Below are 23,715 nucleotides of genomic sequence, written 5' to 3'. Positions count from 1 at the left end.
TGAAGAATACGAAGTATTGGTATCCCTTGAGTCTCGTACCATGGTAACACGCGGTCATTAAGCATATCAGCAGCAGTTAAAGCTGTTTTATCAGTATATAGTTTAGCATCCGCTACCCTAGTATAGCTATCAATAAATACCTGAGAATAAACCTTACCTATACCTTTGAAATTACCTACATAATACGTATCCTGACATCCTAAATAACCTGGATGCTGCGTCTCAATTTCTCCATGAGCTTCTTTTTCCTAGCACTTGTAATTGAGATTCAGTAAGAACAATACCATCCTGAGCCATCTTTGCTTCTAATGCTTTAAGCCTTTTACTGATATTGTTTAAATCATTACGTAACCAAATTGATCTCACTCCTCCAGGCGATACAAGTATACCGCTCTTCTTAAGCTCATTTGATACTCTTAGCTGTCCATATGCTGGATATTCTATTGCCATATCCATTACTGCTTTCTCTATCGCTGGATCAACTCTATTCGCTATTATTGGCTTTCTTCGACTAATTTCATACAATGCCTCTTCGCCACCAGTTTCATACAGTTCTTTAAATCTGTAATAACTATCTCTACTATAGCCCATCGCTTTACATGCTGATGATATGCTACCAAGACTCTTAGCTAGTTCTAGTAACCCTATTTTTGGCTTTATTATTTTTTGATTTAAGTTCATTTTTCATCTCCATTTAATAATTAATTTATTTTACTAATATGTAATCTATACTTCTGGTTCTACTGGTAATCCTAAAGGAGTACTTGTTAGAGATAAAGCTATAGTAAATACATTGTTGTCTATGCAGTTTCTCTTTCCAATGGAAAAAGGAGATGCTTTTCTTTTTAAAACTAATACTGTATTTGATGTTTCTCTAACAGAAATTTTGGGGTGGTTTTTCGGACTGGGTAAAGTTATTGTTTTGCCAATTAATTATGAACTTGATCCTGCAGCACTATTAGAGCAAATTAATATAAATAAAATCACTCATATTAATTTTGTACCTTCAATGCTTTGTGCCCTCTGTAACTATATAGAAGTTACTGGAAAAAAAGTGAAAAGTAACTTAAAATATATATTTGTTGCGGGTGAAGCATTTAATGTTGCTCTTGCACATAGAACTAAAAAAATATTTAAAAATGCTTGCATAGTAAATGCCTATGGTCCTACGGAAGCTGCAGTTTACACGACTTATTATATCTTTAATGGGAATGAAAAATTCTTACCTATAGGCAAACCACTACCAAACATGACTGTATATGTATTAGACAAAAGGATGTTTCCTGTTCCTATTGGAGTCAAAGGTGAACTTTATATTAGTGGTATTGGTTTAGCAGAGGGTTATATTAATAACGAGGTCATATCACAAAAAGCGTTTATAAAAAATAAAATATTTGGTAATAAGTTGGCCTATAAAACCGGTGACGTAGTAAAGTTAAACGAGGATGAAAATGTAGAGTATATTGGTCGTCAGGATTCCCAGATTAAAATACGAGGTTATAGAATTGAACTGGGTGAGATTGAATCTAAAATTAAAGAAATCAGTTGTATACAAAATTGTGCTGTATTAGTTATAGAAGATAATAATCAAGAATATTTAGTTGCGTATCTGGTATCCAAAGATCCTAATTTATCACTAGAATTTATGCTCAATGAGGTAAAGACAACATTAGAAAATTCGCTACCATCCTATATGATTCCAAGAGATTACGTCAAACTAGATGAACTACCGATAAACTCAAGTGGAAAACTTGATAGAAAGTCACTTAAAGATTCTTTTGATCCGAGTCAATTTAAAAGCAAAGTTCATGAGGAGATATCCTTTACTGAGAAAAAGCTATTAAATGCATGGAAGAAGTGTTTGGGGAGAGGCAATATTGATGTGAATAAGAGTTTCTTTGACTTAGGAGGCACCTCGCTTAAAGTTATTGAATTGTATTTTGGTAAAGGATTATGAGTTAAAAATTAACGATATTTATAAACTAAAGACCATAAGAAAAATAGCTAAAAAAATAAAACTAAAGCCCTCAAATTTAATTGCTCATTTTAAAGAAGTAGATTCAAGCATCAATGAATATTATGATACACTAAGTAGAATAACTCACAGTAGATACGTACCTGAAAATATTTCAGTTGATAAAGTATTTAATAATTTTAAATCAGTATTGATAACTGGTGCAACTGGGTATGTAGGAAATTTTATACTTCGATTTTTACTAGAGCATTCAGAAAGTAATATCTTCCTAATAATAAGGGGGAAAAATTCTGATCATATAAAAAATAAGATTAAGGATAAGCTATGGTATTATCATAGAATTGACATTGATAAATTTGACAAAAGAATTAGTTATCTGCAAGGAGATATAGCAGAGTCTAAATTTGGTCTTACGAACATTGATTACATAGATTTAAACGAAACAATGGATATTGTTATTAATTGTGCTGCAAAAGTTGATCATTTTGGCCAGTACGATGAATTTTATAAAGCTAACGTTGAATCAGTAAGGAACTTAATAGATTTTTGCTTATTGAAGGAGCAAGTTTTATTACACCATATTTCGACTGTGAGTGTTGTAAAAGCAATGAAACCAAATTCCGAAGGGATTTCTATTCTAGAAGAGAGAAATATATCTCCATCATCTATAAATGAAATTGACAATTTTTATATAAAGACAAAAATTCTTGCCGAACTATTAATTGAGGATGCCAAAAAAATAGGGTTGAAGTCAAATGTTTATAGACTTGGAAATGTTACTTTTTGTAAGAAAACAGGCATATTCCAGCAAAACCCTCATAAAAATGCTTTTATGAGATTAGTTGGTAGTTTTGTAAAACTTGGCCTTTTCCCAAACGATCATAGAATAAATTTTGACCTAAGCTATATTGATGTGGTGATTAAAGCTTTAGGTCTATTTTTGTGTAAATCAAATACTATTAACCACCATTATAATATAATTAATCCCAACAAGATATCTTTATCAGATCTTGCCACTAAGATAGCAAAATTGGAACCAAAAGTTAAGATAAATGATATCAATGACTTTTATAAACATTTGATCAGTGTATACGATTCAAGACATGAACCTTTGATAACTCATCTTTATTCAAGTGAGTACTGGAGTAAGCCATCAATTGTAAACCACACTTATACTCAGCAAATTCTTGAAAAGCTAGGACACGAATGGAAAGAGTTTGATGCACAAGATGCTTCTAATATTATTAGCATTGTCTCATCTATGAGTTAGCGTGTTTATGATTAATTTTGCAAAAAATAATGATGAGTTAGATAGATTTAATCTAGTGCAAAAGCTAGTAAGTATAGCATCTGATATAGCTATGTATAATTTTGAAAATAGAAAAGTTGTGCAAGTAAAAAAAGATTTATCATTAGTGACAAAAATAGACAAAACAATTGAGAGAGCACTAGTAAATTTAATTTCTAATGTTTTTCCACATGATGGAATATTGGGAGAAGAAATTACACATAAAAGTTCAAAAAGTGGTTATTTATGGACTATTGATCCTATAGATGGGACTATAGCATATGTTCATGATCTCCCCCTTTTTTCTACTTTAATAGGTTTAGTGTTTAATGGTCGTATAGTACTTGGTGTAGCTAGTTTTCCTGCTCTATCTAAAGTTTTTTTTGCTGTGGCTAATCATGGCTCTTATTGCGTTACAGATAGTTTAACCATAAAAACTCATGTAAAACTTTTCTCCACAAGACAACCAAAACTAGGAGAACTAGTTTTTTGTCACTCAGGTGAAAATTATTTTCAGAAAGAAAGTGATAAATACCTTTTTAATAAAATAAAATCTTTTTCTAAGTATGTTCGTTCTTGGGGAGATGCATATGGACATATTATGGTTGCAAAGAGTAGTAGCGATATTATGGTAGATACAGTCTTAAAAGTTTGGGATATCGTACCTTTAAAAATTATTTTAGAAGAATCAGGAAATGTATTTTTTACAAAACCACAATTGAATTTAGAAAATAGATTCCAAAATTATCTTGCTATTTCGTGTGCAAGTAAAAAATTTATAATTAGATTAGTATCAGAGTTCAAGGAGTAAAGAAATATGGTAAGTAAAAAAATCGCAGTGATTACCGGAGCAAGCAATGGTATAGGTAAATCAGTTTCTCAATTTTTGGCTCAAGAAAATTATCATGTGGTTCTAATAGCAAGAAATAAGGGGAAACTGAATCATGTTTGTGAAATCATTAACTCCAAAGGAGGTAGTGCATCATGTATGTATATAGATGTTACAAATTGTAAGTCTGTTAGTAAAACTATAAACTCCATTTTCAGTAATTATTCTCGAATAGATGTATTATTCAACAGTGCTGGAGTTGCATATCAAGGAACTTCAGATATTAGCATAGAAGAAATAGATGAAATGGTAAAAACTAATTTACTTGGAACTATTTATTTTTGCAAATATGTTGCAGAATACATGAAAAAGCAACGTTCAGGTTATATTTTTAATCTATCTTCATTAGGGGGAAAAATATCAAGACCAAATATGGGAGTATATAATTCAACTAAATTTGGTGTATTAGGTTTCAGTAATGCATTATTTAAAGAATTGATGCCATACGGAATAAAAGTTACAGCCTTATGTCCTGGAGTTGTAGCTACTGAAATGGCTAAAAAAATTCTTGTTAATTCAAAAATTACATCTGAAGATTGTATTAATCTTCATGATATCAACCGAACTGTAAGTTATTTATTAGATTCAAGTACTAATATCTCTATAAACGAGATAGTTATGCACTGCACTAAAATGACCCATCTTGAAGAAGAAGCAAAATTAAATTGTTTGCAGAATCATGAATATGAATGATAATATCAATTCTGTGTCTTTCTCAGAAGTTGCTTTAACAAAAAACAGATTATCCCAGATTTCTTTTTATAATGGGTATATTTATATGTTAGAGCATATACCTTGTCAAAAAAAAACTATAGCAATAAGGTTTTGTTCTTCTTCTGGAAAGAAAGAGAGTTTAATTTCAGGATCTTATAGTATAGGAAGCAGGGTTTATGAATATGGTGGTGGAGATTATGTAATTATCAATGATGTTTTTTATTTCATTAATCTGTATGATCAAGCTTTATATGGAATTTTTCTAAGAAAAAATAAACAAGTAAAACGAATTATATCGAAAAAGAATGAAAGATTTGGAGGATTAGTTGGAGATGAAAAAAATAATAAAATCTACTGTATATGTGAAAAACATACAAGTTCAGGAGTTTTTCATAAAGTAATATGTATTGATTTAAAAAAAAATTGTTGTACAACTTTGTGTGCTGGTAAAAATTTGTAATAGTTGAGATTAAATCTTACATTCGTATCATTTTTGAAAAGGTTATTAACAGTAAAATCAATATTTAATTCTTCACTTAAATAGGTAGCAATTTTTATTGCTTTTAACGAATCACCTCCTAAATGAAAAAAACTCTCGTTTAAATTACAGTTTTTTATTTTTAGCGTTTTACACCATATGTTATATACTGTACTTTCAATTTTATCTTTTTTTGCAATGGCGTTAATGTTTTTATTATTTATTTTATCGAAAGGAGAAGGAAGTTTTGTTAAATCTACTTTTCCACTAGAATTTAATTGAAATTCATTTACACATACCAAATAAGTTGGTGTCATATATGATGGTAAAAATTGTGAAAGTCTTGTACGAAAAATGTTCTCCAAAAATTTTGAATTACAAATCAGGTAAGTACAGATTGAGCCACTTTCTTCAGAATTCTTTATGACAGTTGTATAACAATCTTTTATTTCACGAAAATTGTTTAATATAGTTTTGTTAATTTCCTCTAATTCAATTCTGTATCCTCTAATTTTTACTTGAGTATCAATTCTGCCAATAAACTCAAGATAGCCTCTTGTATTCAATACTACAACATCACCAGTACAATATATTCTTTTAGTACCTTTTACTGTATCTAAGGAAATGAATTTTTCTTTTGTTAGATTAGGAAGGTTTATATACTCCTTAGCAAGCCCTATACCACCAATACACAATTCACCTTTGACACCATATTTTATATTATCTATGTGTTCAATTATGTTATCTTCTTTACGAATATATAGTTGATAATTTGATATAGGATTACCTATTGGTACGGAATTATACTCATAAAAAAATGGATCATCATTACAAATATAAGTAGTAGCTGCAATACTAATCTCAGAGGGGCCATATGCATTTATATATTTAACTTTATTAATCCACTTTTTTACAAGTATATGGTTAGTTGGAGAGCCAACTGTAATAAGCAATCTTAAATATTGTACATTTTCTGGTATTAAGTGGGTTAAGTAAGTGGGTGGAAGAGTTATAACTGTAGTTTTACTTGAATTTAAATAATTTTCAAATTTTCTATAATTACTTATAATGTCATTGGTAATAATGTGCAGTGTTCCACCACTTAATAGTGCTATTACTATTTCAGAGATAGATGCATCAAATAAGTAACTAGCAAATTGGGCGTAAATATCTTGATCAGATAAATTAAATTTTGATATATAATGTGAAGCATGATTTGCAATCCCGACGTGTGGTATAACAACTCCTTTAGGATTACCGGTGGATCCAGATGTGTAGATAATGTAAGCTGCATCTTCTAAAGAACTTGAATTTAGAATGTCAGAATCATCAAAACGTTTTAAAAGACTCAATTCGTCAATATAGAATGATTCAATTCTTGAACTGCAGTTATCTTTCATGTCTAACTTAGTAAGAACTATTTTTGCCTTAGAATCTTTAAGTATATAACTTTTTCTTTTCTGCGGAGCATTTGGATCAATATACAATAAGCATGCCCCTGATTTAAGAACAGCAAAAAATGCTATTAGAAATTCAATTGACTTATCAGTACTAATTGCAACTACATTACCATTAGTTATCCCTTTTGCACGAATTACACGAGCAAGTTGATTTGATAATGCATTTAGCTCTTTATAAGATATTTTTTTATCTTTACAAACTGCTGCTATTTTATTTTTAAATTGTTTTGCAACTTTACAAAACTCCTCGTGTATAAGATACATACTGTATTACTGTAGTTTTTAAAATTCAATCTAATGTACTTTTAGTAGGTAAAGTAATTCTTTCCTATGTATATCTATCAATTTTATATAGTCAAAATCCTGATTAATAATATTTTTAAACTTTTTTTTATTCTCGACATTTTCAAATTTGGACTTAGCAACTCTCAGCAAGTCATAAATAACCATATTTAATAAATCCTCTGTATTAATAAATTCTCCTGTTAATTTATAGAAATTATATTCTTTTAGGATTTTTATGAATCGTTCTACATCAATATTACCATTTCGCAAACACATGGTCCTAAATAAAACTGCAAGTTCAAGTATGGGACTTGAAATACAGAAATCATCAAAATCGATTAAGACAATCTTGTTATCTTGAGTAAAGATTAAATTTTTCCAGTGAACGTCTCTATGAACTACAGAGAGGAATTTATACTTTTTTAGTGACAAATGAAAATTATCAACTGAGTTACACAAGAAGTTAAAAAAGTTTTGGTTGATAAGTTTTTTTTCTAGAAGTTTTTGTAAAAACGTCTTCATTTCTTCTGAAGTTTCAATGTCTCTTTTATCAAAATAATCTATAAACTTAATAGAATACTCATGTAGTTTGGCTAGATTACTTACAACATATTTGACTTCAGTATCATCTAAACATTCTTTTTGAATTCCTTCAATGTACTCAAATAGCACAACTATCTGAGATCCTAATATATGTATATACTTGTTCTCAGAATCAGCAATTACACAAGGGACAAAATTTACAAATAATCGTTCATTGCATAGCCTTTGTAGTAGAAATATTTCTTGTTCTACTTTTGATCTTTTTTTGTAAGATATTCTTAAAACATAAATTTTGCCATCAGTATCCTCTATTTTATATACCTCGTTTTCAAGACCATAATCAAATTTTGATATTTCTTTAATGTTAAAATTATAATGTTCCTCAACAAATTTTCTTAATTTAAAATCTAATAAACTGCGAGTTCCACCACAACACTCAACACTATGAGCTTCAAGTGATATAATACAAAGAAATTGTAGCAATACGAATTTTATATATCTAGGCATTGTATAAACTCATAGCAATACTTATTATTTTTTCTCTTGAACATCCAAGATAATTCTGAGATTCAACATAATTTTGACCACAAAGAAACTTTTCTTCATATCCTATCCATTCTGAGTCAAAGTTATTGTATATTTTTTTAACTGAATAAATTAATTCACCTCCAAACCCAGATGTTTTATATCCATCCTCCAACACAAGTAATTTTCTTGTTTTTTCAATACTTGATATTAATAACTCTATATCGAATGGTTTTAAAAATCTAGGGTTTATAATTTCTATTTTAGGTAGTTCTAGTGCAATATCACTTATCCATGAAAAGGCACCACTTCCAATTGGAAGCACTGTCATTTTATCTCCTGACTTTAAAGTGATTCCTTTACCAGTTATAACAGAACCCAAATTTGAAACATTACATTTAAGTTCAAAAGTAGGAACAAATATAATAACTGGACCATTGGTTTTTGCGGAATATGCTAACATTAACTCAAACTCCTTAGTGGAAGATGGTTGTAATATCTTACAATTTGGTATAGATTTAACTATGTTAAATATGTGCATCGATTGCTGAACCATTCCAAATGTGGTTAATCCACTAAAAAAACCTATTATTTTTACATTTGCTCCACTTAAGCACAAATCAATAAATTGGCTAAAACACCTTGACATAAAGGTACAAAAAATTGGTAAAAATACCACGTTATTACTCAATGCAATTGATGTAGATAACGTTACAGATATAGCTGCTCTGTAATCCCAGTATCTATAACTCTTTCAGGATATTGCTTTATTAAACTCTGGAATGGTGGAGTAGAAGGAAAAACTAGATAAACGTTGTTGTCTTTTTCTAATAAGTTATATAAAAATTTTTCAAATAAGACATAGCACTCAAAAAATTGTAAGATCATCCCTTCTGGCTTATAAAATTCACCAGACTGAACATTAAAACCCATAAAGGGTTGATGAAACTCTAATGGATTATTTTCTGATGGAAAATAACCTTTCCCCTTTATGGTTTTTATATTAATAAAAACTTTTTTCTTACTTTCTAAGGCTATTCTAAAAGCATTTATTAAATTTTTAATATTGTGCCCATCACTAACCTCTAAGAAATTGAATCCAAAACAATTTACAAAACTTTTTAAAATATCACTGTCTTTGAAAACTCCAACATTTTCCCTGATAGACATATTATTTTGATTATGTACTATTGCAATATTTGCATCCAATTCGCCAAGTAAGTTCAAACCTTCATAAATCTCACCGCTTGTGAAAGCTCCATCACCAATTAACGCAAAAACTTTGTTATTCGTTGAGACGGCTGCTCCAGCAGCTAAAGCAGTTGATAATCCAGCAAATGTTGGGTGTAAGAAGATGTCATGTTGTATTTCCTTATCAGGTATTTTAAGTTCCCCAGTGCGCATGTAATGCTCTACTACTAAAAAAGGATATCGTTGATGTCCAATATCAAATAAAATCTTAACATTTTCATTGTTGATCACATTTAGTAAAGCAATACTAGTTTCAACTAAGCCTAGACTTGATGATAGGTGAAAACCAGGATTTTGTGCTGCATGGTTAATGAAGAGATTTCTCATATCCTCTGATAACTTTTTATAATTTTTCAAGTTTACCTCCCTACAACGTTTATTAATATTTTATACTCTAGGGTTTATTGTCTTAAGCTTAATATCAATATATTATTTCTTTAATATGAAGAGTTAGAAAACAAATATTTAGATGATCTCATAATCAATGTTCTTATGAATAATTGATATTTCTAATATTTGGACAATATCTTGCTTATACAGGTGTTTAGCTAAATCTAACATTGTTCTACCATCTTTGTTATGAATGTTAATATTGATTCCTTCTTGCTTTAAAAGAGATTTAACTACATCCTTTATAATTTTTTTCAACTGCAATATGTAAAACTGTTTTACCCCTTGTATTTAGAGCATTAATCTCTGCTCCAGTATCTAAATATTTTGTGATTTCTTCAATAATTGTTTTTTCCAGCTGTTTTTCACGTATATCCTCAAATAACTTAGCATTTTTTAGTCGTTGTTTAGCATCATTACGTGATTGTCTATCTTCATCACTACTATCTGAATGACGATTTCTTTTCAGCAATGCAAGATGGGTAAGATCGTCCAATCCTTGTATATTTTGCTCTAAATCTTCTAATGTGTATTCTTGGTTCTCTAATTGAGAAATTTCTGGATTAATTATAAGGGGAGTTTGTATTGGAGAATATTTAATATTTCTTTCTGCAACTTTATTAGCACCTTCTATCTTAGCTCGATCTAAATAATACTGGTACCTTGACCTTTGCGATATATTATTCTCTTCATATAATACTTTATTAACAATGACCTTGCTTGCATTCACAAAATCTGTTTGGTGCTTTTTTAATTTAGGGGGTTCTAATTTTAATATAACACACCTCTTGAAATAATATTACACAACTACTTATTTTTTTAATTTCCTAATCTAAATATTAACTTTTTTTTTATTTAATACAATGACTTTATTTATTTTTTTGTAGTTTTTAAAACCTACTCAACTCGAATTTTGTATTAATAAAGGCGATGCATAGCTGATAATGACTGGGTTACAATGGTATTAATAATACTGTTTCTGTTATAAAGTTAGATAAAAATTGCATAAATCTTTAGTATCGGACCTTAAAAGAATTACTAAGAAAATACTTAGCCTAAATATAGCCAAGGCGGGATAAAAAGGCTATGGGAAATAATTTCTAAAAAGCTGATCAATATCACATTGATATTTTCTACGAATGGATTTTATTTCAGCCCATTTATGTTCAATAGGATTTAGATCAGGACTATATGCAGGTAAATACTCAAGCGTAAAACCGGCATCTCGAATATAATCTTGCATATCCTTATTCTTATGGAAAGTTGCATTATTCAGCACAAGCACGCTATCTTCCGGTAATTTTGGAATCAAGTCTTGTTTCACCCAACTAGTAAAAGTTTGTGTATCGATATTATGCTCAAATAAACTAACCGTCAGAAGTTGTTTTCCAAGTAAAGCTCCTATTGCATTAGTCCTACCCTTTGCTGCCCAATCATGCATGCCATAACATCTTTCTCCTTTTAATGCATATCCATGCGTTCTTGGCATTGAATTTGCAAACCCACTTTCATCAATATATACAACTGACTTTTCTTTCTTCTCATATTCAAATATTTTATTTTGGAAGCTCTGTCTCTCTTCTTCCTTGCGTTTCGGATGTACTAGGCTTTTTTTTATAGGTTACATTTAGTCGTTTTAATGTATCTCCTACTGTTCTTATACCTACTTCTAGACGTTTAGCTCTTTCATAATGATAGCCATCAGGATATTTCTTTATATCTACTTTAAGTGCTTCTATATCTATTTTGGTTGCAGGTTTATTGCGACTCCTCTCCGGCTCAAGCTTCTGTTCTCAACGTACTAAGGTAGTTTTTCCTATTCTGAATCGCTCAGCCGTTTGCTTATAGCTCAATCCTTCTTGCTCTTTTATCGAAATTACTTTTCGACGGAAATCTATACTGTATGTCATAATTATATGTCATAATTATATTTTATAGCCTTTTTATCCCGCCTTGGCTATATTACATGAAATCAGTGTAAAGTAAGAAATTGAGCAATTTATAGCTAAACCACTGTAAAACAGTTATGTTATATAGTAATTTAGCTATATTACTTTAATACTGTATCAATTTTATCCGTTTCTAACACACTTACCACATCAGCATAAATGCTGTATTGCTAATGACGAATATTACAAGTCTAGCAGACCATATCGTACTTATGGGTAAAGTTAAGCATTTACTCCATGTTAATCGTACTATTGCAAAATCTCACCCCTGTATTCTATCTCAGCTTTCCTACTACAAAAAGCGAAAGATACTTTAAAGATCTTCTTTATATGAGGATGAGACCTAATTCTAGTATCATATGCTTTATTATTTATTTGCTGTAATCCTACTTGTGCTAATTTTACTAATTCTTCCTCTTTCTCACTTACTTTATATTCAATAAGAAAAGCTTTATCTCCTATATCTTTTCTTGCAATAAGTAGGTGATCAAACCTACCATAACCTGATTCTATATTTGATTCTATAATATATTGCTGAGATAAAGGAGAAAATATACCTCCCATCAAGTTGTGATAATCTCGCTCTTTACATAAATCATGACAAGATGTTGAATCTCTAAAGTATTCTTTTAACCTCTCTACAAACTTATCTACATCCCCACAGGTCAGTAATCCTATAAAACCATCATAATCAGTTGTCGGCATCTTTAATTTATTACTTACCCAATCTTTTATTCGATTAACATATATGCTTCTTATTTCTTTATTTGGGATAAATAAACGATATTCTTCATCATTATTATCAAGTTCAGCATTTAAATAACCTGTAAATACTAGTAAACTAAAAAATACATTCTTGTTATTAGCGATATCCTCAAACGATATTTGTTTATATAACTGCTTAGTTATTTTCTTATTTTCTAGTAATTTTTGTAAATCTTCCTGTATATCATCAGATCTCAATACTTTATCGATTAAATCTGTTCCTCCACTATCTAACCAATAACGATCTAACTGACCATTGCGAGATATACATTGCATTATAGACCATGGATTGTAGACTAACTCTCCACCAATCTTATAACCATTATACCAATCTTTTATTTTATTTTGATTAATCTGAGATGGTGTATCAATAAGTAATTCTGATACTTCTTGTTCAGTAAAACCATAAAATTTAGCAAAATTCTGATCAAGCACTGTATATTCAGTAAGATTATTTAAATCAGAAAATAAATTAGCCTTAGCAATTTTCAATATTCCTGTAATTACTCCCTTCTCTAAATACTCATTACCTTTTAAACATGCCCCTAATATACCTCTAAACAATTCAACTACATCTTTAAAACCTTGCTCTTGATTCCTAAAAGTTGCATATGCATTATTGATTGGTGTATCATACTCATCAATCAATATGTATACTTTTTGCTTGAAATGCTTAAACAGTAGCTTGCTCAAAAACAATAATGAACTATGTAGTTTATCTATTGTTATATTATTCGTTAAATAGTCTTGAAACTTTTGTTTATCTATATCACTAATCTTACTGCTATTAGTTAAATATTGATGATACTCAAAAACATTGGTAATTTTTTCCATTACCTTAGCTTCTATAGTTTGATAATTACTACCTTTTATATCTTTGAGGCTAAGAAAAATTACTGGAAAATTACCTTGCCTTTTCATTGCATACGATACACTTGCTATCCTTAAAGGTTTTAATTGTTTCTCTTCATTAAAGCCTATATTAATCTTACCACCTAAAAATAATTTCTTATTTACTCTTTGTGCTTCCGGAACAATGTTACCATGGCCATCTACTTCTATTTCAAAAAACCGTTGTATCTACTCATATTAATACTTTTGCCCCACCTCCTTGGTCTGGCTATCAGTATTGCTTCACTATAATCTTCTAATAATTCTTTGATCATTAGGCTTTTATCAACAAATATATCTCCCTTTACTATTAGCTTATAAAAATCATCAGTACCTAACATTATTTTAGATAGGTTAGCTATCATTCTGTGATTTAGCGTTCTTCTTAGATAATTTGTACATTTATTCTCATAATTATTAATCTCTTGCTCTATTTTTATTGATTCTTCTTGTGATATATCGAAAAACTTTTCCTTTATACCATGAACATAATCTTTAAAAAATCTCCTGATCTTTTCTTTGATGATTACTTTATTAACACTCTTAATAGCTTCCTGCCAAATTATATGACTATGCGTTAATTTGTATAAATATGAACTACTATGCTCCCCATATATAGAATATACCCTATAGATTAACTTCTTAATTTTTAAACTGTAAAGATCACAATTAATCTCATAAGGTAAAAAAATAGGCAAAGAACCATATCCACTAAACTCAGTATGTAATTCCCTGACTACCGGTCCATGCTCCCATGCTTCTATTTCTTCCTTAAATAGTGGCTTATCATATAAAGCAAGATGAATGCCTTGGACTAAATACATTAGCTTTTGTAGTTTTAGTTGTGTAATTACATCACCTGCTTCTCTATCCACTAATATCAAAAAATACTTAGCTACATCAATGCTACTTAGTATTTCCTCCTCCTGTGCTTGCTCTTTTATCTCTCTACTCTCTGTCATAATCTTACTTTTATATTGAACGTTACGGTTCTAGCTCTTGACCAACTCAGCTGATTGCAACTTTAACATAGAATAGCTGTAAATACCACATCTTAAGATTGATAACTTACCTCACTAGCAACAGCTGGTTTATGTTATTACATAATGCATCGCATCTTGTTTTATGCTATTCTGTAAAATTTCATAATTGCAAATTACACCTAGGCAGTGTTTTTCTAATCGCCCTGCAATCTCAGGTATTTTTAAGTAAACAGCTAAAGCTAAAAATATCTGTAAAGTTTCAGAGGTGGTTTGCCAGATCTTGTCAAGAGACTTAGCTCTAACCGTCTGCATATTATGTAATCTATCAAACAGCTTAATTAATAATAAATCATCCTTCTTTTGCAGATATAATATCTTAACCATTTCTACAGCACTAATCTTATAATCTTTTTTAATTCTGGTTAAATCTTCAACATAAGAAGCTATCTTATCACTAAATGCTTCTGCTATCATTTCTTGAGTCAACTCTGTATCCTCAATAGCATCATGTAATATGGCAGTAACAATAAGATCAGTTTTACATGAGTAATCAGCAACCATATATACTACTTCTAAAGAATGAGTATAAAATAATTCCCCAGTTTTTCGCTTCTGTTCACCATGATATTTTTTGGCATAGTAAATAGCCTTACTAACTTGATTAAAATCTATCTTATTTGTCGTATATTTACTTAATAGCAAAAGTTTATGTAATAATCTTTTACTGTAATAACAATTTAAAAACTCGTGATATTTATAATTGATTTGATTCTTAACCATATTTTGTCATTCTTTACTTATATATTAAGTTTAGTTAACTAAACTAATAATAATCAAGCAGTTCTTACTCATTAGGTCAATTTTTATAGTTACAAGTATAAGGTCTTGTAAATTTGCATTACAAAACCTTAGTCATTGGGGATTATTAGACTTTTTCCCAATTAGAAGTAGAGTTTGCAATGGGGCTTTGGTGATATATAGGTAATGTTATTGGTATATTGCATGTAACAGTAGTACTCTTACCTTCTTCACTTGCTACCTCAATATCTCCATGCATTTCGTGAATAAGTTTTTTAACAAAGCCAAGCCCTAATTTTAACCCTGTATACCCGGTTGCAGCATCAAATTCAATATCCTGACCTCTAATATATTGCTGTATTTCTTCAGACATACCAATACCCGTATCATGGATAATAAATTGTAGCACCATCTCTTTATTATCTTCTTCTATAGTAGTAGGAAATAGATTGATTGTGACAATGACTTTGCCGTCTTCAGTAAATTTAACTGCATTAGCTACTAATTGTTCTAATATTGCCGATATCCAGTAACTATTTCCAATAATTATCTTTTCTATATTATACTGAAAATTACAAAAAAGATCTAAGCCTTTATCTTCAGCCTCCGGCTTAATTTTATTAACAGTGTCATTTACTAATTGCTCTAGATCAAAAGCTTGTCGATCTATGGGCACGAATTTGCTATCTTTGTGCAGCAAATTCACTAGATTGTGAGAATAATCTAATAGTCCCTTAGCACAATCTATGACAATGTTAGATAAGGAGTTCTTTTTGTTAGGATCTGTTTCTCCCCCGTACAATGTCAGTAGCTTGGAGAGCATGTCATTACATGATATATCTAATTTATTACTAATATTTTTAATTAAATCTACCTTGAATATATTAGATTCTTTTAGTTCGTGCTTTACCTTTTGTAACTCTTGCGCTAATGTTTGAGGGGTGTCTGTAACACTATATGTTTGCTCAGATGGCATTAATGTGACAGATATAGGAGATAATTGCAATATCCAAGCTTGCTGTCCCATATTTTTAACTTGATTATTATCTTTTTGTTGATTTGTGTTATTAATTATTATAGCATCTCCTTGCTGTTAAGGTTAGAAAACAGCTCAGAGGTTAAAGTGGTAAAATGTTGTGTTTTTAACTTAAACTCTGAACTAGAGTTGCACCACGGCCGCTCTTAACAAGGACAGATATCACCACAATTCTGTGAAGTACAGAGGATTTTAGAGCTTTTTTGACAGATTTTTATCCAATATGACAACCAGCTGCATAAATGAGACATATCAAAGTCTTTAAGTACAATTCTAAAAAATCAATAAATATATTATTTATTATATCAGAAAATAGCCTAAAAGCTGCAAGAAACCTTGTTTTTACTGGCATATTAATGCATTTTTTGCTATAATTTACCTATCCATTAAATGCTTAAGATCTTTGTGTCAGTAAATAATTTAGAAAAGCCCGGTCCATTTCTGCAATGGGTTGGTGGCAAAAGAAAAATCGCCGATCAATTAACTAAATTTATCCCTTCTGGGTTAAATAATTACTATGAACCATTCCTTGGCGGTGGTGCTTTATTCTTTCATGTAAGAGATAAATTTAACCATTGTTTCTTATCTGATATTAATCTTGATTTAGTCACGTCCTATAACGCAGTTAAGAAGAATCCGGAGCAGGTTAGTAAATTGTTAGACTTCCATAAAGAACAACATTCTAAAGAACATTACTACCAAGTGAGAAGTAATAAGGCAGCCATCTAGCTTTATTTGACAAGCCACTTTTTAAAGAAGAGATTGAAGCTTGGCAGTATGGTCTTGTAGTGCCATGTCTGCGTGCAATATTTGGTAATTTTGCTGCTACTCCAATCCCGTCGCCCGGAGAAATAGATTTTAGTATTTATAATGCACAACAAAAAATATTAATTTATAATATATATTCTTTTTACGGTGAGCATACAGTTGCTTATTTACGTGATTTAATACGCCAACATGCCATTTGGCAACAAGCTATTATCTGTACTAACAGAATTATTACTAAAGAAGAAATGAGCAAATTTTTTAAAAATCAAATAAAAGATTATTTTCTGGTCCCGACAAAAGAAAATATTGTCCAAATAAAAAATGCTAATGATAGTAATGATCCAGCAAAAATTACTGCCAGATTTATCTATCTTAATCGATATTCATTTAAAGGCATTTACCGAATTAATATTGATGGAAAAGCAGCGCAAAGTTTTTCCGGTAGGAATTATAGTAAATCTGATATTGCTGCTAGATTAAAACAATGTAGTCAGCTTTTAGCAGGCACTTCTATTTGTGCGCTGGATTTTTCTTTTATTGAACCTCAAAAGAATGATTTTGTTTATTTTGATCCTCCTTATCATCAATCAGGTGAGAAATTTTATACTAGATTACCCTTTGATGAAAGTGAGCAAACGAGACTTAAAGATTTTGCCAAAGAGCTAGATAATAAAGGCGTTAAAATAATGATCTCCAATAGTGATACTCCTTTTATTAAGAATTTATACAAGAATTTTAATGTTAATATTATTAAAGTTAAATATTCTATGCCGGAGCATAATAAAATGTCTAATGAGGTAATTATCACAAATTATCAGCTACCATAAGTAAGATATAAGTCATCATGAAATATAAGTCACCATGAATCAAATTAGATTTCTTTGCTTGCTTTAGTTATTAGGTGCATAATTTCTTTTAAATCATTTGTAGTAGGGATACCATTATCATAATTCATCAACCACCTGTCTTCAGCATTTTTTATTTGGACAATATTTTCTTTTGTCGGGACCAGAAAATAATCTTTTATTTGATTTTTAAAAAATTTGCTCATTTCTTCTTTAGTAATAATTCTGTTAGTACAGATAATAGCTTGTTGCCAAATGGCATGTTGGCGTATTAAATCACGTAAATAAGCAACTGTATGCTCACCGTAAAAAGAATATATATTATAAATTAATATTTTTTGTTGTGCATTATAAATACTAAAATCTATTTCTCCGGGCGACGGGATTGGAGTAGCAGCAAAATTACCAAATATTGCACGCAGACATGGCACTACAAGACCATACTGCCAAGCTTCAATCTCTTCTTTAAAAAGTGGCTTGTCAAATAAAGCTAGATGGCTGCCTTGGGAAAAATATATGAGCTTTTGTAATTTTAGTTGTGTTATTGTATCACCTAATTCTCGATTAACTAAGATTAGAAAATATTGTGCTACATTAAAACAACTTAATAATTCATCTTTTTGTGGCATATTCATTATTTCAATCCTTATCATTAAATTTTAGTAATGCAAAAGTAAATCCTTGCATTTGAAAAGCATCAGCTAAGTCATTCATATAACGGTTACGAACAAAATAATCATAAAAACTTGATTTTGCTTAGATAATTATTTTTTTATTTTGAGTATCTTCCGTTATTACTGTTAGCTTACTAAAGGTCCCGATATCAACATATCTACTATAGCGTTCAATTAGGAATTTTCTAACTTTGTACCACACTGAAGTTGGATCTAATTGTTTGCTTAATGCAAGTAAATAAGTTTGATCAGCTTGTTTAGGATCATTTTCTTTTTTACTTGCGGCATTAACAAATGGCGGAATAATTTGTAACTGCCCAATACTACTGCCATAGATCATTCGTACTTGCTGTAGTATTTTATCTTGTGTATTTTCTGAAAGCGTAATATTTTTAAGCAATTTGATTTGATACTGATTATTTACTACCCCAATAAATAAGCAGGAGCTTAGTAATTCATAAGCTGAATCAGGATCAAAACTACCAATGATTTTACGTTTTAACTGAGATTGTTTGCTAGTGTCAAGGCTGCTTTCTATCTTATCTAGATATCGGTCTTTAGCTTTGTTTACATCGTTAGATTTAAACTGAAACTTCTCACAATTAGTTTGAGTAGCTTCTCTCAGTTCATGAGCTAAAGCTTTAGCCATGTAATTTAAAAACACTTTTTTATGACCAAAATGATGTTCTGGGTATTGTTCTGCTAATTTCAATAAGAGCTTGTTAATAAAAGTAAGATTAAATTCTCGATTTGATTTTATCTGTAATAAATCAGCCTCTTCTTGGGTTAATGGATGGAAATCTGTTAATTTTTTCCTTTTGAACCAGCTTTTATAATTAACGGCATTAATTGCTGCATTATTGCTATTTGATGGTGTAGAGTCGTATTTTTTAGAGATTTTATTAATAACTGCTTGTAGTGCAGTATTAATCCGTGTGGCACCTGTTGTGATATTAGCACTAGAGAAATTAGTATTACCAGCTTGTTGTTGATCATTGGTTGAACTTGTTGTTTTGAATTGTAAATTTGTTTCAAGTTGTTGTTCTTGTAACTGAGTTTGGTGATTATGATTAAATATATTTTTTTCATTTTGAAAAATTGTAGATCTGTTAGATCTAGATTTATTAGATATATTTTTATTATTATCTATATATAAGTAGTTGGCGAAATTTTTTTCAGGTTGACCTGAAATTTCTTTCGGGTTGGAGCGAAAAATTTTTTGTGTATGGCTGAAAATTTTTTCGTTTTCAGCTGAAGATGTATGATTATAAGGCTGGAAATCTTTTGCTAATTTTATACAAGGAGTGTTACGACATTTGATACCATATTTAATTACTGTTGTGGTAGAAAGATTGATGAACCCGGATTGTTCTAGTTCGAGTAGACATTGTCTTACTCTTCGTTGACAAACTCCTAGAGATTCTTCAAAGAAATGATAGGTTTCCTGGAGTTCGTCGATAGAATTGTTATAATAGATTTGTAAGCGGAAGACTATCAGGGATAAGAGCTGTCTTGAGGTTTTACTTAAGATTTTACCATTATTAGAGGTCAAATTATTCCATTCAGGTGGAATAAAATTACCGACAAAATTGTAGAATATAACAGAGCTATTATCACTATTGTTAATATTTAACTTATTATTAGAGTTAGAGGTGGAAAAAGAGGAGAATATATTATGCATAATATTTCTCCTGAATATCAGTTATAGAAGAGATTTGAAAGCAATTATAGCTCTGATAACTTAATCTCAAAGGAGAATATAAGGAGCATAAGAATTTTTTGATAACAATACTAAACTGTGGAAGACCTAGAGATAAGGTGGTGGGCGATAGGGGAGTTGAACCCCTGACCTTTACGATGTCAACGTAATGCTCTAACCAACTGAGCTAATCACCCTTATAATTTTTTAAATCTTTATGTAGTTTTGGCTTTATCGAATTATGGGCCTTATAATATTTACAATTAAGATAAGTGTCAATTGATTAGTTCAAGTTATATGTTAATATATTGATAAAAAATAGTTATATTGCATACATTTATTAAAAAAACAGAAAAAATTCCTAAAACAGCTATTTCAATAGCTAAAACTTAAGATTAAAGGAAGGTTTAATGAAAAATTTTGATGAATTTAACAAAGAGTTATAAACCCCGAAGTAAAAAAAGCTTATGAAGAACGAAAAATGGAATTTGAGATAGCAAGCACTTTAATAAAGGCTCGTCTTGCATCTAATATGACTCAGGCGGATGTTGCTAAAAAAATGTCTACTTCTCAAGCTCAAATAGCAAGAATGGAAAGCGGACATCATATTCCTAATTTCTTAAGCCTTCAAAAATACGCTAAAGCTGTAAATCAAAAAATGAATTTGTTGATTACCCCATCATAGGGTGTACTACTAAATCTATATGTAGTTTTTAACCATTGTTTTTTTAAAAAATTTATTAATGTACTAGATTTCAAGCTTTATTTCCATTATTTATAACATTTTATTATTTAGTCTATAATTTTATGGTGGATTTAAAAACTAAAGCCTTTGATATTTCTCAAAATTTCACTATTTCTCTTGACGGTCCTGCTGCTTCAGGTAAAGGGACTATAGGTTTAATACTGGCCAAGAAATTTTCTCTTAAATATTTTCAGTCAAGTATTGTTTATAGGCAGCTTGCGTTTGACTGTATTAGTCAAAAAATAGATGTCACTGATATAGATGCGGTAATTGCTTTATCTAAAGAATTAAGACTCGACAATAATTTTGACTTAGAGAATGAGAATATAGGAAATATAGCATCGCAAATTGCCGTAATAAGTGAAATTAGAAATAATCTAAACAAATACCTGATTAATCTAGTAAAAACAACACCTAGAATGATTATGGAGGGTAGGGATATAGGCACCGTTGTTGCACCTGACGCCGATTTAAAGATTTTTATAACCGCAAATCCTCAAATTAGGGCTGAAAGACGATATAAGCAGTTGCAAGCCAAAGGAAAAACATGTATACTCGATGAGATTTTACGGCAAATAATTTTGCGGGATAAAAGAGATAAAGAGCGAAAAGCTGCACCGTTATTACCGGCTTCAGATGCTTTAATTATCGATACTTCAAAGCTTTCGGCTATGGAAGTCGTAGAAGAAGTAACAAATTATATAAAGAATAAAATAACTTGAAAAAGTGCTAGGTTATTTTATTCGATTTTATGGCATTATTGCATGGCTAGTATGTCATTCCCGCGTAGGCGGGAATTCAGTAACTAAAAGGTAAAAACACACTGAATTTTAATATTAAAAGTTCAAATAGTTTCGCTTTTTCTGGATTCCCTCCTACGCGGGAATGACATAGCACGCTTTTTTTAGCCATGCAAGAGCATCCAATTTTATTAACCTTTCAAAAAAATTTTATTAGCCTAGGCACTTTAGCTAATATTACGAGAAGAATATGTCAATAAAACTAAAACAACGATTTGTTCCACAACTTGCAGCAATGAATCATGAATTTGCAGAAGATTTCTCTAAAATGCTTGAAACCGTTGATACAAGTCATATAAAAGAAAAAACGGTAGTTAAAGGTCAAGTAATCGAAATAAAAAACGATATAATTATTGTTGACGTTGGATTAAAAAATGAAGGTAGAATACCTAAGTCTGAATTTTTAGTTTTACCTGAAGTTGGGGACGTAGTTGAAGTTTTCATCGAGAAAATTGAAGGACGTAACGGCAGAACAATATTGAGCCGTGAAAAAGCAGTTAAAGAAGAATTATGGGGACAACTAGAAATCATGTGTTCCAAGGGCGAATTTGTTGACGGTACGATTTTCGGTCGTGTAAAAGGAGGCTTTACCGTGGATTTATCCGGTGTAGTGGCATTCTTACCAGGAAGCCAAGTTGACGTTAGACCTATTAAAGATCCTACTTCTATAATGAATATCAAGCAACCGTTTAAAATTTTAAGTATGGATAAAAAGCTTGGTAATATAGTAGTTTCAAGAAGAGCTATTTTAGAAGAATCACGTTCTGAAGCTAGAGATGAGATGCTATCTAAAATTAAAGAAGGCATGGTATTAGAAGGAACCGTAAAAAATATTACTGATTACGGTGCGTTTATCGATCTTGGAAGTGTTGACGGTTTATTACATTTAACCGATATTTCTTGGGGAAGAGTTAACCATCCTTCAGAAGTGTTAGAATTTAACCAAAAGGTTAAAGTAATGGTTATTAAGTTTGATGAAAAAACCAAAAGAATATCACTCGGTATAAAACAACTTGATTCTAACCCATGGGAAGCAATTAAAGAAGAATTCCCCGTCGGTAAACAAATGACCGGTAAAGTTACAAATTTTGCTGATTACGGCGTATTTATAGAATTAAAAGACGGGCTTGAGGGACTTGTTCATTCAAGCGAAATTAGTTGGTTAAAATCTAATCAAAATCCTAGAAAAACGCTAACTATAGGGCAAGAAGTAGAATTCGTAGTTTTAGAGGTCGATACTGAAAAGCATCGTGTTTCTTTAAGTATTAAACAATGTCAAGAAAATCCTTTGACAAAGTTCGCTGAAAATAATCCTGTCGGTACTATAATTAAAGCACCGATTAGAAATATTACGGATTTCGGTATTTTTGTTGCACTCGGTAATAATATGGACGGCATGATTCATGAAGGTGATATTAGCTGGGAAGATAAAGGAACGGATCTATTAAAATCATACAAAAAAGGTGACAAAATAGAATGCAAAGTTCTAGCCATTAATATTGAAAAAGAACAAGTTAGTTTAGGTATAAAACAATTGTCGCCGAATCCATATCAAGAAATCAGTGATGAATATAAAAAAGGCACAATAGTTAAAGCCCTTATAACAGAAGTTAAAGATGAGGGACTTGAAGTATTGTTAAACAATAAAGTAACAGGTTTTATTAAAAGAACTGAACTATCGGATGAAAAAGACGAGCAGAAGCCTGAAATGTTTCAAATAGACAAAGCAATAGAAGCAAAAGTTGTTTCTATCGAGAAATCAACCGGTAGAATTTTATTATCGGTAAAAGCTTATAAAATAGCAGAACGTCAAAAAGCTCTCAAAGAATATGGTTCTAGTGATAATACTACCAATATGGGAGATATACTTGCTAATGCTTTAGAAGATAAGAAGTAATAATCTATTAAGTCATTGCGAGGAGAAACTGTAAGTTTCAACGAAGCAATCTCAGGAGTTCTATGCT

The 23,715-nt window shown here is 30.4% G+C and carries 22 protein-coding genes, 1 tRNA gene and 3 pseudogenes; 11 read left to right on the top strand and 15 right to left on the bottom strand.

The annotated features are described in order from the left end of the window. Nucleotides 1-681, bottom strand: a pseudogene (locus RAT170B_RS06385) (helix-turn-helix domain-containing protein); the annotation flags it as partial. 43 nt (nucleotides 682-724) lie between these two features. Between RAT170B_RS06385 and RAT170B_RS06380 the strand changes: the two are divergent. Genes RAT170B_RS06380 through RAT170B_RS06360 form a run of 5 tightly spaced genes read left to right on the top strand, consistent with a single transcriptional unit; the run spans nucleotide 725 to nucleotide 5,326 of the window. Continuing rightward, nucleotides 725-1,957: a non-ribosomal peptide synthetase gene (locus RAT170B_RS06380; RefSeq protein ID WP_261368763.1), complete on the top strand. Its 1,233-nt coding sequence runs from the start codon at nucleotides 725-727 to the stop codon at nucleotides 1,955-1,957. Further along, on the top strand, nucleotides 1,941-3,245 hold the full coding sequence (locus RAT170B_RS06375; RefSeq protein ID WP_186786301.1) for an SDR family oxidoreductase: 1,305 nt from the start codon (nucleotides 1,941-1,943) through the stop codon (nucleotides 3,243-3,245). The genes RAT170B_RS06380 and RAT170B_RS06375 overlap by 17 nt, the downstream gene beginning before the upstream one ends. A 7-nt stretch (nucleotides 3,246-3,252) precedes the next feature. Beyond that, entirely contained in the window at nucleotides 3,253-4,074 is an 822-nt protein-coding gene (locus tag RAT170B_RS06370) for an inositol monophosphatase family protein (RefSeq protein WP_045805902.1), read from the top strand. Between the two features lie 6 nt (nucleotides 4,075-4,080). Further along, nucleotides 4,081-4,845 carry an SDR family oxidoreductase gene (locus RAT170B_RS06365; protein ID WP_045805901.1) on the top strand — a complete coding sequence of 255 codons (765 nt, stop codon included), beginning with the start codon at nucleotides 4,081-4,083 and terminating at the stop codon, nucleotides 4,843-4,845. After that, nucleotides 4,838-5,326, top strand: a complete 489-nt coding sequence (locus RAT170B_RS06360; RefSeq protein ID WP_146620368.1) for a hypothetical protein — start codon at nucleotides 4,838-4,840, stop codon at nucleotides 5,324-5,326. Before RAT170B_RS06365 ends, RAT170B_RS06360 begins: the two co-directional genes overlap by 8 nt. Here the strand turns inward: RAT170B_RS06360 and RAT170B_RS06355 are convergent. The 11 genes and pseudogenes from RAT170B_RS06355 to RAT170B_RS06305 all read right to left on the bottom strand — a co-directional run bounded on the left by RAT170B_RS06355 (nucleotide 5,257) and on the right by RAT170B_RS06305 (nucleotide 16,211). Further along, nucleotides 5,257-7,068 (bottom strand): non-ribosomal peptide synthetase, encoded by a 1,812-nt coding sequence (locus tag RAT170B_RS06355; RefSeq protein ID WP_052691990.1) that lies wholly within the window; start codon nucleotides 7,066-7,068, stop codon nucleotides 5,257-5,259. The genes RAT170B_RS06360 and RAT170B_RS06355 overlap by 70 nt on opposite strands. Nucleotides 7,069-7,098: 30 nt before the next feature. Next, nucleotides 7,099-8,139 (bottom strand): phosphotransferase, encoded by a 1,041-nt coding sequence (locus RAT170B_RS06350; RefSeq protein ID WP_045805899.1) that lies wholly within the window; start codon nucleotides 8,137-8,139, stop codon nucleotides 7,099-7,101. After that, entirely contained in the window at nucleotides 8,132-8,848 is a 717-nt protein-coding gene (locus RAT170B_RS06345; RefSeq protein WP_082068691.1) for a transketolase C-terminal domain-containing protein, read from the bottom strand. Before RAT170B_RS06345 ends, RAT170B_RS06350 begins: the two co-directional genes overlap by 8 nt. Nucleotides 8,849-8,868: 20 nt before the next feature. Further along, nucleotides 8,869-9,792 carry a 1-deoxy-D-xylulose-5-phosphate synthase N-terminal domain-containing protein gene (locus RAT170B_RS06340; protein WP_261368762.1) on the bottom strand — a complete coding sequence of 308 codons (924 nt, stop codon included), beginning with the start codon at nucleotides 9,790-9,792 and terminating at the stop codon, nucleotides 8,869-8,871. A 235-nt stretch (nucleotides 9,793-10,027) separates the two neighbouring features. Further along, complete coding sequence (locus RAT170B_RS06330) at nucleotides 10,028-10,528, bottom strand: hypothetical protein (protein WP_045805895.1); 501 nt, start codon at nucleotides 10,526-10,528, stop codon at nucleotides 10,028-10,030. A 354-nt stretch (nucleotides 10,529-10,882) separates the two neighbouring features. Continuing rightward, complete coding sequence (locus RAT170B_RS06325; protein ID WP_222595558.1) at nucleotides 10,883-11,416, bottom strand: IS630 family transposase; 534 nt, start codon at nucleotides 11,414-11,416, stop codon at nucleotides 10,883-10,885. Continuing rightward, nucleotides 11,355-11,552 (bottom strand): annotated as a pseudogene (locus RAT170B_RS12460) (IS630 transposase-related protein); the annotation flags it as partial. The gene RAT170B_RS06325 and the pseudogene RAT170B_RS12460, both read right to left, overlap by 62 nt. Before the next feature lie 444 nt (nucleotides 11,553-11,996). Next, nucleotides 11,997-13,433, bottom strand: coding sequence for an ATP-binding protein (locus RAT170B_RS06320; RefSeq protein ID WP_261368757.1), 1,437 nt, complete (start codon nucleotides 13,431-13,433; stop codon nucleotides 11,997-11,999). A gap of 137 nt (nucleotides 13,434-13,570) precedes the next feature. Then, entirely contained in the window at nucleotides 13,571-14,365 is a 795-nt protein-coding gene (locus RAT170B_RS11780; RefSeq protein WP_261368756.1) for a Panacea domain-containing protein, read from the bottom strand. 129 nt (nucleotides 14,366-14,494) lie between these two features. Then, entirely contained in the window at nucleotides 14,495-15,166 is a 672-nt protein-coding gene (locus RAT170B_RS06310; RefSeq protein WP_045805893.1) for an HD domain-containing protein, read from the bottom strand. 145 nt (nucleotides 15,167-15,311) lie between these two features. After that, on the bottom strand, nucleotides 15,312-16,211 hold the full coding sequence (locus RAT170B_RS06305; RefSeq protein ID WP_261368755.1) for a sensor histidine kinase: 900 nt from the start codon (nucleotides 16,209-16,211) through the stop codon (nucleotides 15,312-15,314). Nucleotides 16,212-16,625: 414 nt separating this feature from the next. Between RAT170B_RS06305 and RAT170B_RS06300 the strand changes: the two genes are divergently transcribed. Then, entirely contained in the window at nucleotides 16,626-16,949 is a 324-nt protein-coding gene (locus RAT170B_RS06300; protein WP_409994161.1) for a DNA adenine methylase, read from the top strand. Nucleotides 16,950-17,008: 59 nt separating this feature from the next. Continuing rightward, nucleotides 17,009-17,815 (top strand): DNA adenine methylase, encoded by an 807-nt coding sequence (locus RAT170B_RS10650; protein WP_261368754.1) that lies wholly within the window; start codon nucleotides 17,009-17,011, stop codon nucleotides 17,813-17,815. Nucleotides 17,816-17,859: 44 nt separating this feature from the next. Here the strand turns inward: RAT170B_RS10650 and RAT170B_RS06290 are convergent, their stop codons facing one another. The 3 genes and pseudogenes from RAT170B_RS06290 to RAT170B_RS06280 form a co-directional block, all read right to left on the bottom strand. Next, nucleotides 17,860-18,462 carry a Panacea domain-containing protein gene (locus RAT170B_RS06290; protein WP_245207445.1) on the bottom strand — a complete coding sequence of 201 codons (603 nt, stop codon included), beginning with the start codon at nucleotides 18,460-18,462 and terminating at the stop codon, nucleotides 17,860-17,862. 10 nt (nucleotides 18,463-18,472) lie between these two features. Beyond that, nucleotides 18,473-20,188, bottom strand: a pseudogene (locus RAT170B_RS06285) (hypothetical protein). A gap of 138 nt (nucleotides 20,189-20,326) precedes the next feature. Next, nucleotides 20,327-20,403 (bottom strand) — tRNA-Val (locus tag RAT170B_RS06280). 121 nt (nucleotides 20,404-20,524) lie between these two features. On the opposite strand from RAT170B_RS06280, the gene RAT170B_RS12455 reads away from it, so the two are divergent. The 4 genes from RAT170B_RS12455 (at nucleotide 20,525) to RAT170B_RS06265 (ending at nucleotide 23,648) form a co-directional block, all read left to right on the top strand. Further along, a complete protein-coding gene (locus RAT170B_RS12455) occupies nucleotides 20,525-20,599 on the top strand; it encodes a type II toxin-antitoxin system RelE/ParE family toxin (RefSeq protein WP_109559329.1) in 75 nt (24 codons plus the stop codon). Nucleotides 20,600-20,687: 88 nt separating this feature from the next. Then, nucleotides 20,688-20,891 (top strand): helix-turn-helix transcriptional regulator, encoded by a 204-nt coding sequence (locus tag RAT170B_RS06275; protein WP_045805891.1) that lies wholly within the window; start codon nucleotides 20,688-20,690, stop codon nucleotides 20,889-20,891. A gap of 122 nt (nucleotides 20,892-21,013) precedes the next feature. After that, nucleotides 21,014-21,673 (top strand): (d)CMP kinase, encoded by a 660-nt coding sequence (gene cmk, locus RAT170B_RS06270; protein WP_045805890.1) that lies wholly within the window; start codon nucleotides 21,014-21,016, stop codon nucleotides 21,671-21,673. Between the two features lie 268 nt (nucleotides 21,674-21,941). After that, entirely contained in the window at nucleotides 21,942-23,648 is a 1,707-nt protein-coding gene (locus RAT170B_RS06265; protein ID WP_045805889.1) for a 30S ribosomal protein S1, read from the top strand. Nucleotides 23,649-23,715: the final 67 nt, after the last annotated feature.

The organism is Rickettsia argasii T170-B, from assembly GCF_000965185.1.
Lineage (GTDB): Bacteria > Pseudomonadota > Alphaproteobacteria > Rickettsiales > Rickettsiaceae > Rickettsia > Rickettsia rickettsii.
Note: the sequence above shows the minus strand (reverse complement) of the source record. Positions and strands in the feature narration are given on the sequence as shown.